The organism is Mesorhizobium sp. RSR380A, from assembly GCF_054719385.1.
In genome coordinates this window covers 199,208-212,350 of record NZ_JBTTIB010000001.1, presented here as the reverse complement: position 1 = coordinate 212,350, position 13,143 = coordinate 199,208, and the positions used below count along the sequence as shown (strand labels likewise).

At 59.1% G+C, this 13,143-nt stretch carries 12 protein-coding genes and 1 pseudogene; 9 read left to right on the top strand and 4 right to left on the bottom strand.

Annotated features, from left to right (window positions below; all coding sequences use genetic code 11):
* Positions 1–8 precede the first annotated feature (8 nt).
* Complete coding sequence (locus ACYG9Z_RS01135) at positions 9–578, bottom strand: recombinase family protein (protein ID WP_023751479.1); 570 nt, start codon at positions 576–578, stop codon at positions 9–11.
* A 1,043-nt stretch (positions 579–1,621) separates the two neighbouring features.
* Between ACYG9Z_RS01135 and ACYG9Z_RS01130 the strand changes: the two genes are divergently transcribed.
* Entirely contained in the window at positions 1,622–2,335 is a 714-nt protein-coding gene (locus ACYG9Z_RS01130; RefSeq protein WP_460222868.1) for a hypothetical protein, read from the top strand.
* Between the two features lie 441 nt (positions 2,336–2,776).
* Positions 2,777–2,869 (top strand): annotated as a pseudogene (locus ACYG9Z_RS01125) (KTSC domain-containing protein); the annotation flags it as partial.
* A 1,518-nt stretch (positions 2,870–4,387) separates the two neighbouring features.
* On the opposite strand, the gene ACYG9Z_RS01120 reads toward ACYG9Z_RS01125, so the two are convergent.
* Together ACYG9Z_RS01120 and ACYG9Z_RS01115 are read right to left on the bottom strand one after the other, a co-directional pair.
* The gene (locus ACYG9Z_RS01120; RefSeq protein WP_023753268.1) at positions 4,388–4,999 is read right to left on the bottom strand and encodes a class I SAM-dependent methyltransferase; all 612 of its coding nucleotides are present in this window, start codon (positions 4,997–4,999) and stop codon (positions 4,388–4,390) included.
* A gap of 203 nt (positions 5,000–5,202) precedes the next feature.
* Positions 5,203–5,403 carry a hypothetical protein gene (locus tag ACYG9Z_RS01115; protein ID WP_023753269.1) on the bottom strand — a complete coding sequence of 67 codons (201 nt, stop codon included), beginning with the start codon at positions 5,401–5,403 and terminating at the stop codon, positions 5,203–5,205.
* 712 nt (positions 5,404–6,115) lie between these two features.
* Here ACYG9Z_RS01115 and ACYG9Z_RS01110 point away from each other — a divergent pair.
* The 6 genes from ACYG9Z_RS01110 (at position 6,116) to ACYG9Z_RS01085 (ending at position 11,721) form a co-directional block, all read left to right on the top strand.
* Positions 6,116–6,307, top strand: a complete 192-nt coding sequence (locus ACYG9Z_RS01110) for a hypothetical protein (protein ID WP_023740327.1) — start codon at positions 6,116–6,118, stop codon at positions 6,305–6,307.
* Positions 6,308–6,914: 607 nt separating this feature from the next.
* Complete coding sequence (locus tag ACYG9Z_RS01105; protein ID WP_352842294.1) at positions 6,915–8,120, top strand: pilus assembly protein TadG-related protein; 1,206 nt, start codon at positions 6,915–6,917, stop codon at positions 8,118–8,120.
* A gap of 4 nt (positions 8,121–8,124) precedes the next feature.
* The gene (locus tag ACYG9Z_RS01100; RefSeq protein WP_460222867.1) at positions 8,125–8,565 is read left to right on the top strand and encodes a TadE/TadG family type IV pilus assembly protein; all 441 of its coding nucleotides are present in this window, start codon (positions 8,125–8,127) and stop codon (positions 8,563–8,565) included.
* Complete coding sequence (locus tag ACYG9Z_RS01095) at positions 8,555–8,965, top strand: TadE/TadG family type IV pilus assembly protein (protein ID WP_023716265.1); 411 nt, start codon at positions 8,555–8,557, stop codon at positions 8,963–8,965. The genes ACYG9Z_RS01100 and ACYG9Z_RS01095 overlap by 11 nt, the downstream gene beginning before the upstream one ends.
* A gap of 1,502 nt (positions 8,966–10,467) precedes the next feature.
* Entirely contained in the window at positions 10,468–10,632 is a 165-nt protein-coding gene (locus tag ACYG9Z_RS01090; RefSeq protein ID WP_198020736.1) for a hypothetical protein, read from the top strand.
* A 714-nt stretch (positions 10,633–11,346) separates the two neighbouring features.
* Positions 11,347–11,721: a VanZ family protein gene (locus ACYG9Z_RS01085; RefSeq protein WP_245259987.1), complete on the top strand. Its 375-nt coding sequence runs from the start codon at positions 11,347–11,349 to the stop codon at positions 11,719–11,721.
* A gap of 659 nt (positions 11,722–12,380) precedes the next feature.
* Here the strand turns inward: ACYG9Z_RS01085 and ACYG9Z_RS01080 are convergent.
* On the bottom strand, positions 12,381–12,653 hold the full coding sequence (locus ACYG9Z_RS01080; protein ID WP_023748966.1) for a hypothetical protein: 273 nt from the start codon (positions 12,651–12,653) through the stop codon (positions 12,381–12,383).
* A gap of 23 nt (positions 12,654–12,676) precedes the next feature.
* Between ACYG9Z_RS01080 and ACYG9Z_RS01075 the strand changes: the two genes are divergently transcribed.
* The gene (locus ACYG9Z_RS01075) at positions 12,677–12,829 is read left to right on the top strand and encodes a glycosyl hydrolase 108 family protein (RefSeq protein WP_156931631.1); all 153 of its coding nucleotides are present in this window, start codon (positions 12,677–12,679) and stop codon (positions 12,827–12,829) included.
* Positions 12,830–13,143 lie beyond the last annotated feature (314 nt).

Genomic DNA, 13,143 nt, shown 5'->3' with positions numbered 1-13,143 from the left:
CGAGAACCCTATCCTTGCCTTGAGCGTGCAGATGGGAAGTAGGAGTAAAACGTCGTTCGAGACACTCCCACTCTCTTGGCGATGTCTGCGACGGAAATTGTTCCGGCCCTCAGCAGAGCGCTAGCTGCGTCGACATCTGATCCACTGAGCTTCTTCCTCCGACCGCCCTTACGCCCGCGAGCCAAGGCAGCCTTGAGTCCCTCCATGGTCCGCTCGCGGTTCAAATCAAGGAAGTACTCAGCCATTGCGCCGTGCATCTGCAACGCGAAACGTCCATGTGCCGTTTCGCTATCGAAATGCTCGGTGAGGCTGAGAAACTTTATCTCCTGGCGCCGAAGGGTGTCGATCGTCCGCATCATCTCGACGAGGGATCGCCCAAGACGATCGAGTTTCCAAACGACCAGAACATCATCCGGTCGGAGGTAGGTGAGCGCTGCGTCGAATTCGGGACGCTTGGTGCCGGCGCGGCCTGACTTCTTCTCTTCGAAGATCTTGGTGCAACCAGCCTTGCTCAGAGCATCGCGTTGCAAATCGAGGTTCTGATCGTTCGTCGAGACCCGTGCGTACCCTATCAGCATGTATAGGATTCTAAGCGAAGACCGTTATCCGCACAATAGAATTACTTACACGATTTCCGGACACAATAAGCCGTTCGGATGAGGAGTTATGCGCGCTGAAGCTGAATGTATGGAAAACGGTCGATTTCTGGACATCGCAATGTCGTGTGTCGACTAACGCGCTATCTCGGCTCGAGGACCAATTCAGGTACGCTCCTGACATTAGCTATTGAGCATAGATCCGTGCGTCCCGGAAAGCGGACGCGGCACGATCCGGGTTAGGCGAGTAAGATTCGCTCGATGACGGCGGCGCGCGCGGAACCGTCGCAACCAAGTATGAAGCTGTTGCTGGAGCCGAGCGGGCATTGACGCGGCCATGCCGGAGCAGATCGGCGCTAGGACGGCCAAGCAGCCTTTGTCGCGGGGGGACACTTTGCGGCGGGCGGGCCGCTGGGCCCGACCGGTGAGACTCAGCGCCGGCCAGCAAACAATATGCGCACGCCTGCCAATGCCAACGAATCATACAAACGGAGGAAGGAAGCGATCTAACCAGCGATCCCCATTTCCGATGCCAGCGCCTAAGCCTTTTATGAGACCTAAGCGCAGCTTGCCGGCCGCAGCATGGTCCCAATTTGGGACGAATAGTTTGGCACTCATATTGCACCCACATCTTTCGCCGGCTGATCCCGGTCCTGATCGCGTACTCTGATCAGGTGTAAGGCTCGCCGGGCTCGAGGTAGTTGGGGTCTTCGCCCGGCGAGTTGTCTACATTGCGCAGTCGCAGCCACATGGTGACGCCATACTCCGCAATGCCGCAAGCATTCCGCAGTTGTGCATCGCCCGACCAAGGTCCGATCGGTATGGGACTTCAGTCGCGCAAAAGGCCGATAGGGTTTGCGACTCCGAATTTTTTGTTAAAATTCAGACGGTTACAAAGAGCTTCGCAGTCGTCAGTCGCTCATTGCAACAAGCATTTATCTAAAGTTCATTCAGTCGGATTAGGAAACTCTTATAAGCCGCTCTATAACGAATCGTCGAGGTGGCTATTCGCCTGAGGAGGTACCATGACATCCCGAAAAACGCTGTTGGCAGCGCTTGCCGCGCTTGCGCTAGTGACCGCTCCTGCTTTCGCTGGCGCGGGTGGAAACGGTGGTGGTCACGGCAACGGTGGTGGTCACGGCAATGGCGGTGGTCACGGCAATAGCGGCAAGTCCGGCAACAGCGGCGGGAAGTCCGGCAACAGCGCTTCGCACGGCAAGTCGGCATCGGCTCACGCCGGAAAGAAGGCCTTGGCCGACGACCAGGTCGCCGTCGACGACATTGAGGTCGCCGCGACGCCCAAGGAAAAGAACATTCACGCCAAGCTTGGCCGGCTGAACTCGCTGCAGCGCAATATCAACGCCTATATGCATTCCAAGAGCAAGAAATTCGCCGGCATTCAGGCTTATGTGACAGCTTCGGCCGCCGCCAAGGGCGCCCAAGCCGCGGTAGATGCCGCCCAAGCCGAAGTCGACGCGTTGAACGCCAAATTGAACGACCCGAATACTCCGGCCGACCAAGTCCCGACCCAGGAGCAGATCGATGCAGCGCAGGCGGCGCTCGATGCGGCCAATATAGCGGCGGCCGATGCTGCTGCCGCCGTCCCATCGCTGGATGACGCGCTCGCCGATATGGCCAACAAGCCGGTAGACGCCGAGGTCACCGAATGGGCCAATGGCGTGCTTGCCGAGAAGATCGACGAGATGGCTTCCAAACAGGATCCTGCGCCAACGCCGTAAGACCGGTCAGCGCTGAAACGACCCTAGTCGAACGTGCAAGCCGCCGGGTCACACCCCCGGCGGCAGGGCGACGACGAGCTTGCCACCTTATTCTCCTCTTTGAGGGCGACCCTAAACAAGCGGAGTCGCTACCGACGCGTAGGAACAAAAGTGCCGAAATACCGTGTTGAGGAGATGGCATGCGATGCCGTGACGGCCACCCACACCGTCAACGCGAAAACTCCGATCAGGGCGGCGCGCGAAGCGACGGAACGCGACGTCATTCTACGCCCGGCCACATCTTCGAATACAGCTCAGCCCGTAGGGCGGTCCATACCCGGCTGGCCGACGGCTCACGCTGGTTTCTTGAAACGCACCATGCCGTCGACCTCGATGCGCAAGTTCGACTATTGACCCGGACCAGGGTTCTCTCGGTCTGGTTTTGAGCCAAGGGGGAAGCAATACGATTTCCTGGACGTGCCGCTTGAGGCATTTGTCGCGTTCAAATCTGCTTTCGCCAAGGGCCGCTATTTCAACAATCACATCCGCAACTAACTATGCATTGCGACTCGCCCAAGATCCGACTCGCCCAAGAAAAGGCTGCAGGCTCGTTGGACGATTAAGGGAGGTACTTTCCGAAAAACGGCCCGCGCTGATCGAAGGGCGCGCAGGCCGGACCGTTGCCGCCGGTCGGCAGCGGGAGGCATCCATTCCGGCCGGTGCAAACCGGCCTCTCCCGGCACAATTAGCAACCTTCGGCAGTCGTTTTCATCTGTCCAGGGGCTGCGGACTGGGCACTGGTGTCATCCTGTTGACCAGGAGCGGATTGCTTGGCACTGCCACTCTGCTGGCCCGGCGCACAGTCCTTCGCTGAGTTCGAATTGGTCGACTTCGTTGTGGTCGAATCCGTGTTGTTATCTGTCGTCGGCATCGTTGTGGTAGTGGAGGAGCCACTCGACGTTGTCCCTGTTGTCCCTGTCGTCCCCGCGAACGCAAGCCCGCTGGAAACAGCCATCATGGCAGTGGCAAAAAGAAGCCGTTTCATTCTTCATCTCCTAATGACAAGTAATGTCCCTTCCATTCGATAACGGGGGATGCGAAGGATCGGTTCCGATGCGACCTTGTGTTGACCGACAGCTTTGGGGCGGCCGTTAGCGGACTGGCAGCCTTCAGGCGGCGGATCTTCGGTAGCTGACATTCCGGCTAGCGCGGACATCGCCTTCCCCATGGGCAGAAATTATTCTCCTGGGGCCCGCCCACGTTTCTCTCAAGCCTCCGATTTCATGACCGACAGGTTATCACGATGTGTCTGAAAGTGCAGAAGCTGATCGTCGCCCCTTGGTTGTGCAGCCCTTCAGCCGTGGGCCAACCTCCCAACACCCTTGAAAAGGACTTGAAGTCGTCCCGCACCAGAGCGAACGTCTTCGCATGATCGGCATAACACGACAAAATACATGAGCCGGCTCTGTGCCGGTGTGGGCATGGGCCTTCTCCCAAGTAGTCGGGCGAAAGCCTGATGATCGCTCCCAAGCGCCTCGTGCCTGTTTGTTTTTGATTTTTCGAGGCGACCGCAGCAGTGTGCGCTCGTTAGCAGGCAATGGCAACCGGCCAGGCAATTGCAGCATCCACGCTGCGCACGCCGCCCTGACCGCGCGTGCCGGTCCCCTGGCGTCGGTCGGCCGCTACTTCAGTGTTTCTGGTTGACAATCGTGGCGGCCTCACTGCATTTTTCGCGTTGAGGGACAAACGTGGGGACCCTGCATGAAGAAGCCTTATCAGAAGCCTGAATTAAAGAAGCGCGAGAAGCTCTCGGCCGTAACGGCTGTGTGCACGCCATCAACCTGCACCGATGAGTGACAACATTTAGACCGACGCTTTGCCGAATTCGCTAGAGAGGGACTGCCGTGAAGAAAGAATACAGCAAGCCAGTACTGGCCAAACGTGGGCGTCTCAGCGCAGTGACAGCGCAATCGGCACCCAGTGTTGAACCCAGAGCAACTTAGGCAAACTACGGCCCTGCAACAAAGCTCACTTACTTCGGCGGTGGGCTTTTCCGCGTCTAGGTGCCGAAACCTACCTTCGCATGCCTGTCACAACGAGCCAGGCGGCTTCCGTGCTCGGTCTTCGCACTTCAGGGTCGCTGAACCCTGCCTCTCGCAAGGCAGCAATGACCTCATCCGGCTCGTGAGGTGTAAAAATATCTGCCGGCATGTTCATCCGGTCCATATGCGCCTTCTGGAGGAAGCCAAGCACGACGCGACCGCCTGGTTTAAGGACGCGAGCGAGCTCTGCGGATCCAGCTCTAAGGCTTTGCCAGAAGTACACTGTGTGGACGCTGAGAGCCTTGTCGAATGTGCTATCCGGCAAGGGCAAGTCCTCGACTAGCCCGACCCGGAACTCGGCTCGTCCGGCGCGCACTGCATCGGCGAACCGGTGGGAGGCAGCGTTCACGACATCCTGCGAGCGATCAACACCGCAAACGAATGCTGCCCCACGCAGAAGTTGCGGCAGTAAAACTGCGCCGCCGAAACCGACCTCCACGGCACGATCTTCCGGGACCAGTTGCAATTCATTGAGAGCGTAGCCATTGAGCCGAGCATTCCCCCGGTTCATGCCAGCCCGGACCAGCCAGCCGCCGATTCCGGTCGGCCAAGACAGTTGTTTAGCTATGAACCTTGGCGCCATCCGATCCAACCCTTGTTGGCATAAGGCGCTCCTCGGGTGGACAACTCGCCCGCATCGGATCAGCCGCCTCTATTGCACCTCATTATCCGATGAAAACCCCGAGATTATCAAGTCGTGCGCCCATCGGTTCCGCCTGTCGAAGCTCAAGACAGCAACGGTCGGGCCCGTGCTTTCCTTGCTGGGGTGACGCGGGCCGCTGTCGCTCAGCCTTTGCGCGAGCCGGTGATGATAGACGCGAATTTGTTGCTGCTGCGGGGCAGACCTACCAGTTGGCGGAGCTCTTCGCATAGCTCTCTCGCGTCTTGGCGCGAACACTCGCAGCGATAGCGCAGGATTGTAGCCTGTTCAGTCAAGTCCTGCTGAATGTCGTTCAATTCGGCCAGCTTCCGTTCGATAGAACTCATCTAGGCACCTTGCGCCTAGAAGTGGCCGCGCGCAAACGCTGGTTCGATAGCGATGCCCAGTTGGGTTGTGCTGCGCTCTTAGGCGTCGAATTCCAGCGGCTGGTGCTCCGGTAGCTCCTGCCACATCACTTGGTGGAACTCGGGACGGTCTCCCCGTTGCGCGCAGTGTGGCGCGCATAGAAATGCTCCTTCTCCCAGTCAGGGTCATGTGGCTTGCCGGAAATGGGCGGTCCGAGGTCGGCCATTCTGGTCATGCCCGACCGAACCCGCCGCAGCGGCAAAGAGTTTCCGGAAAGGCGTGCCTGTTGCCCGATCGCCCGCTCGCATTTTTTGTACCATATATTCGCGGCCTCCATTAGCATCCTCTCATGGCAACTCTGCGGTACGGGGTAAGGCGGGAACCGGATGGGACGTGGACGGTATTCGACGTGTTCACCGGGCTGCCGGCTATTGTAGCGGGCCACCCATCTGTCGACCTTCCCGACATGGAGTATGCCGAAGAGCTGGCGGCCATCCTGAATGCCAACGACCTAAAGCAGAGGCTATCTCACGGAAGGTTCCCGGGAGGGTTCGCCTGACTGAGGTGTGATTCGCCCGGCTTCGTACTGCCCATCCAGGGTGGTTCGTCCGATCCGAACAACCATTTGTTATTGAACTGCCGACTACCAGGGTCCTAAATCGACTTGCCATTGCTTTTCGTAGGGAGGATGTGATGAGCAACGTGGTGCCAATCCGCAAGGCGTTGCCTCGCGTGGAAGTGGTCGGAGCCAGTGGCGAATGGGTCGTGCGCATCATAGAGACCGACCAGGAAATTACACGCTCATTCGGCCTGGAATCGTTTGCGCTGTCCTTCGCTGAAGGCCAGCGGATACGGCTACATCTCGACAAGGTTGTGCGGCTTTAGGACCCTCCTGCGGCTGGGTAACCTCAGGGCCGCGACGGTGATGGCCCATGGATGTGCTTGAACAGGAGATTGCCGATCTCCTGCATTGCCGTCATATCCGGGTAAGCCGCTAAACGGAGACTTCACCGCAGACGCTGCCGAGCAGCGGGATCAACACGAAGCTGTCATCCCGAAACTTGCTTACGGTGGTGATCGTGAAATCTTCTGCTCGACAAGCCACACCCATGAGGAGAATGCTTCCGCTGTCCGAACTCACGACCTGGCAATTTGGCGCATGAGCGAAGCGCGATCGACCCAAGATACGCGTGTGTGCGGATCTAGGACTCCTGTCGAGGCTCAATAGCGGAACAGCCGCGCAGCCATGTGGCTCCCAATCACGGACGGTCAGATTGCGACCCAAAGCTGCCGGTCAGCAATGCGCCTCCATTGGCCGTAGTGATGACGCCGCATGAAGCACATGCGAGGCGAGGAGGATTTGCAGCACACCTGTTTCGTCTGGCAGGTCGGACTTCCATCGAATCGGAATGGGTTTTTTACACATTCGTTTATCTATTCGTGGTTTCTAATACATATGGCATCCAACGCGTTCACCCGGATTTGGTTTGCTTTGAGCCGCCTAAGGCGCGCCACGAACGGTAACGTTGCCGTCATCGTTGCCTTCACCTTGCCGGTCGTGGTTGGCGGCGCCGGCCTCGGTATGGAGACATCCTTCTGGTATTACAGCAGCCTTAAGCTGCAGGCCGTTGCCGATGCCGCGGCCTATGCCGGTGCGCTCGAGAAAGTCGCGGGTTCCGACAACCCGACCATCATCGCCGCCGCCACGCAGTCCGCGACTTCGAACAATTTCGCCACGCCGGGCACGATCCAGGTCAACACGCCGCCATTGTCCGGCCCGAACACCGCAAAGAAGGCGGTGGAGGTCATCGTCAAGCAGAACCTCGATCGCTACTTCACGGCGATTTTCAACCAGGCGCCCGTTGCCGAACAGGCAAGGGCGGTGGCGCTGATCAATGACGCCTCCAAGGCTTGCGTACTCGCGCTTAGTCAGTCGGCCTCCCAGGCTGCGCTCTTTTCCGGCAACACCACCGTAAACCTCACCGGCTGTTCGGTCATGTCGGACTCGATTGCCTCGGACGCCATAAAGACGCAGGGCTCGGCGGTGCTCAAGGCCGACTGCCTGATCACAGTCGGCGGCATGGTGCTGAACAATCCAGCGACCACGGTCTGCAAGTCCAACATCACCCAGGCCTTGCCGGCAGCCGATCCTTTCTCCAGCCTGGCGGCGCCGACGGCCGGGAACCCGTGCAAGTCTGTCAACGGCAACAAGACGTCGCAAACACTCCAGCCCGGCACCTACTGTAGCGGCATGAGCCTCAGTGGCAACGTCACCCTGCAGCCCGGCGTCTACGTCGTGCAGGGCGGTATGAAGGTCAACGCCAACGCGGTCGTCGCGGGCAGCGGCGTAACCATCTTCATGGCAGGCAGCAACACCGTCAGCATGAACGGCAACGCCAAGGTGACGCTGAGCGCGCCGACATCCGGAACCTATTCCGGCGTGCTGTTCTACGGCGACAGGACCGGGACCGCGGCGCAGAGCACCTTCAACGGCACCGCGGCCTCGCTTTTGACCGGCGCCATCTATTTCCCCAGGCAGCAGGTCAACTACCTTGGCAACTTCTCCGGGAACGGCGGCTGCACTCAGGTCGTCGCCGACACCATCCAGTGGTCCGGCAGTACGACCATCAAGCAGGACTGCACCAGCCTCGGGATGAAGAACATTCCGGCGACGCAATCCGTTCAGCTCGTCGAGTAGCGGGATGGGTGGGAGGAACTTGCGCATTGTCCTGGACAAATCCGGGATAGCTGCCGTGGAGTTTTCCATGTTGCTGCCCATCCTGTGCCTCGTCTGCCTCGGCATCGCCGACGGCTGGTCCTACGTGACGAGTTACCTGCAGATGCGCGCGGGCGTCAAAACCGCGGCCAATCTCGTAATGGCCGGCGCGTCCAATGACACCGGAACGCAGGCGGTCGCGCTTTCGAGCTGGAACGACAAGCCCGAGGACGCCGCGGTCGTACTGGTCCGCTCCTATTTGTGCGGCGCCACGGTCGTGGATGCGACCACCATCTGCGGCGGAACGAAGCTGCCGACCGTCTTCGTCCAGATAACGGCCACGGGCACCTGGGTGCCCCCGTTTAACTTCGGTGTCTTCCCGGACCCGCGCGCGATCAGCCATCAGGAGGTGATCCGTGTCCGCTGAAAGGATCGGATCCAGATGGCGCCGTGACTGCTCCGGCGCAGCCGGGCTGGAGTTCGCCTTGATCGCGCCTTTCCTGGTAATGCTTTTGTTCGGAATCTTCGCCTTCGGCTGGGCCATGAATGCCGTGTCGACCGTCCGCTATACGCTGGAAACCTCTTCTCGGGCGCTGCAGCTGAACAACACGCTTTCGCAGAGCGACATCCAGGCCATCGCCACGCAGAAATTGGTGAACCTGGGTCTGCAGAACGTCATTGTGACGATCGCGATCGACCCTGCCAGCGGCGGCTTCAAGATGGCGCATCTGACCGCCAGCTATGCCTTCGTCATCGCTTTCCCGTATTTCGACCAGTATCCGATAAATTACGCCACGACTGTCACGGTGCCCCTGGTTGCAAGCTAGGATACGGCCGGCTTGGTTGAGTTGGCGGCCCTGTATTCAGCTTCCCAAGGCAATGCGTCGAAGTCGGGCTTGTGCCCCGCTTCACGGTAGTCAGCCTGAGTGAGGAAACCTGCTTTGTCCCGCGCCACAACGCAAACTAATGGCGGAGTGCCCGGGCACCTATAAACGCCTACAGCTTTTTCCATGCAACAGGTGTGCTACGGGTGCTCGGAGATGTCGTCCTTCATTGCGATGACAGAACATGAGCGAGGATAGTAGCGGCCCGGCATCACTGAAGGTGCGGGTTGGTCAAATTCGTGCAACTCTTTTCATTGCAGAGAGAGTTTCGGCGAGCTTATTAATGTGTCGTTTGCCATTGCCTTTTCTGGGAGGCTGCGATGGTTGCAACGCCCATAGTATCGCTCGATCGGCCACTACGGCCACCTGCTCATGCGCCAGAAGTCCATGGCGGAACCCGCCACATTTCGCTGGGACATGGATCAATCGCGCAGGGCCATCCGAGCCTCACGCGAGCTTCTGAAGCGCCTTCGTCAACGTCGTCGCGACGTGGCGCTAGGCTGGGAAGATGCCGACCCGTCTACTGTTGCCGTCTCCGCGTTTCAAGCCGACGTTTTCCGCTCTGCATTCCGAGCCCTAGTAGGGGAAACGGGTACGCCTGAGTGTCAATAACGTGATTTAGCCAAGGCCCTGGTGCGCGATTTCACTGGGTGCGAGCTGATCGAAACTGGCTTGGTGGATTGGATCATCAGCAAGTAGCCGCTGCCCGCCAGCGGCCCAGCAGCCGTCTGCGGGACTTTGCAGCGGGCGCGCTGGGCCTGACCGGTGGGGCGGTGTGGTATCCGCCGGCTGGCGAACATATGCGCCTCCTCCCAACGCCAGCGAAACATCCAAACGAACGAGGTGATCTAACCGCGATCTCGCCATCCAAGGCCAACACATAGGCCGATAGCAAAGGCCTATAATAGCTGAGAGAACGAAAATGGCCGACGCCCATGGTTGGGGAACCCGGGTGGGTAGGCGCCGGCCACAAGCGGAACAGGCCCGCCGCGCCACACACATGGCTGATTTGTCATCACGTGGTTATGGTGTGATCGCGTAGGGCTAGACCAGCGGAACCTAGTAAACGCCGCTTAGTAAGCGATCCTCGACGCGATCGTTCATCGCCACGACGACTTGGGAAACTTGACGGTTGCAGCCCTCTGCCATGTCGAGCTCAAGTCATGAACATCGGCCCTCCGATCATGAGCAGGCATGCGCCCATCCTACCATATCGCGCTCCCGGTTTCGCAAGGCGCAGCAGCAAGGGGGAGGCGACCAGAGCCGATGTGAAGGGGACTAGGCAGCTAATATTCGCTTGCGCTAATTTAAATGTGCCGTAACGTCATGCTCAGCCTTTTTGGGGAGGAGCAACGGTGGGGAGTATGATGAGAGTAGCTGTGTTTTGCGCGGCGATCGTGATCGCTGGGACTGGTGTCGCTGTTTCCAAGGAGAAGAAGGTAGTGGTGAGTGACGCCACGGACCTTTGCTCTACGAAGCACTCGGCCAAGAAGCAGGTGCTCGAGCTGGACTGCAGGCCGACCGGAACCGCCAAATTGCCGGCCGGTGGAACGCCGGAAAAGCCGCGCCTCGGATACGACACCAATCCGTGGCTGGTTAAAGGCCTTTAGAGACTAGCCGACGGCAACACAGCGCGGCTAAGGGGAATGTGCGCTGGCGGTGAAGCCTTCTTTGTTCTCTCGTCGGTGGAACATTGTCGGCTGGAAACGCTTCGGACGGTGCACTGCCCCATCAGTGCAACGTTCCCTTCCTTGTTTGCACTGGCCGCCTGCTGAAAGGTGGCCGGCTTTTTTGCATATAACCGCGACCTGATGTTTGAGGCTTGTTGATTGGACAGCAGCGAGTGGCCGCTGCTGGCTTAGCGTCCAGGATTGGAATCTGTAAAGGCGAGATCACCGAGGCAGGGATGACCAGACTAAATAACGGTTTCGTCTGTTAGCCGCGACGCGGGCGATAACTGAATTCAGAAGGGCGTCGGCCGGGCTGCACAGCCGGGCCAAGGCTGGAAAGAGTTCCGCTCCCGCCCAGCCGTGCCCGGCATGATACGCATCGCACCTGGGCGCAAGCGGTACCAACGGCTCGCCTATTCCGCCGCGCCTTTTCGGCAGGAATCCCTCGGCCTCATCACAATGGAGGGCGACATTCGCAGCGCCCTATGGAACCATCCAGAGTGACATGGGCTGTTTCATGGAACTTACTGATGACATCAGGAGGCCAGTTAAGCATGCCAGTTGTTCGCGCTCTTAGCTCAGATGTAGGTTTGACCCTGCCCAGTGCGTCGGTCGGGGAAGCGAGAACTAGGAACCGGGAGTGCTACGAATAGATTGCCGCAGTCGACCTTTTATCAGAGCATGGCAAGGGCTGCCTTTCTCTCCACGTTGGCAGTCATCCTGTTGCTCGCCCTATTGCCAGACCACCTGCTGCACGCCCTCGGATTGGCCTTTACGTCTCATCACGACAAGCTCAACCACGCCGCTGCGTTCGCCACCTTGTCGGCTTTGGGTAGCCTCGGCTGGCCCCAACAGGTGGTCCGGCTGGCGGTTCTACTTGCTTTAACGGGCGCAGCGATCGAAATCCTTCAATGCGTCACAGGGCGTGACATGAGCGTCTTCGACTGGTTTGCCGACTGCGCCGGAATGGCATACGGGCTGAGAACCATGAGCTGGCTAAAGGAGATTCTAGGGGAACCGGTTATTTGATCGCCACAGGCTCCGCCTTACCGCCGCCGTCTTGGCCCACTTGCCAGCCTCACGCCCGGGGCGCCTTCGAACCCTCGCTATTTTCAATTTCCGACGCAAAGGCCGACACCAAGGCGAATGGGTTTCAGGGCCGCTCACCATTTAGACTTAGGTCCGATTCTTTCGAGCAAATGGCCGAACCCGGAAACATTTCTCCTTGTACTTTGTTGCAGTGGCCGTGCCGCTGAGGAGAACATGCACAGTGCCTCTATCAAATGAACTGCGCGACGTACCTTTAGAATTCCAATGCCCCTCCTGTTCACGCCCTATGGTGAGAAGGGGATCCTGGCTGAAAACGATTGCCGGTTTCAAATGCGATAGCTGCAGGTCCAGAGTGCGGCTCGGCTACGAAGAGAAGCTGGCCATATTCGACCGGCACCTTAAGCGAGGCGCGCCGGATCTGGGCCGACGACCAATGGAGTGCGATCCCGGCAACGGTTCCTGAGAGTGTGTCGGCAATTCAAGCTCCAACTGCTTGCGGTCTGCCGCAAGTCCAAGCTTTCATCTGGTCGCAAGGTCAGGAGGCTCTTTCGTCCGTACGGAACCGATGATGGCGAGAGGTTTCGATGCGCTCGGAGCACCGAGCAGGTCGACACGTTTCTGGTAGCGACCACCAATCTCTAGCTGACCGCTTCCACGTTCTGACGAGGTGCGAGCAGCTTGATCTTCAATAGTCTTTTTCGAGCCAGCATGCTCGCCGCCTCTGCGATACGGTCTCCGTAAGCATCGGCGACGAATGATAGCGTCGACAGGTCGATAATGAGGTCGTCGATCGCGCCCGCCAAGACACTGGACCCGCGCCCAAATTGATGCACCAGCGCCCGCACTTCCTTAAGTGCCGTCGAGGCTTCACCCGCATCCAGCAGCGCCTCGATGTCATCGAAAACCTGCATCCCGACCCTCCCGCTTTAAAACGATGGCAATTTCGCGCGAAAAGAAAGCGCCTGCCAAGGTGCTCACGCGCGGAGGCGGCTATTCAGACAACAAGAAAGACCCTGGTGGCCCAACGATGAAGGGCGTCCATGGAGGGCGTTCAGCGAGACGCAACCGAGATCCGGCGCGACATTAAACGACAGCGATGCTTGAGCCGCGCTCTCTTACGAGCAATCCGAGCAGCGCCCAGCCGCCAGCCGATCGAAGATGTACGCCAAGACCGACAAGCTGGTGCAGCGTTTTGCAAGGCTGAAGACGCGGTGAAATCCCTCAGCGAAGACATGACCGGGGTGAGGCGGCCACTGCCGAGGTGACCCGGTGGAAGTTGATGGGCCTCGGCGCATTGGGCTCACTGCATCGCAGCGGCGGCGCTCGCGTCGCTAGTTACGCCCTATTGGTCTATCTGGCGCGTGCTGCGTGGCGGATCACGAGTTCTATCCGTGCTGCTGA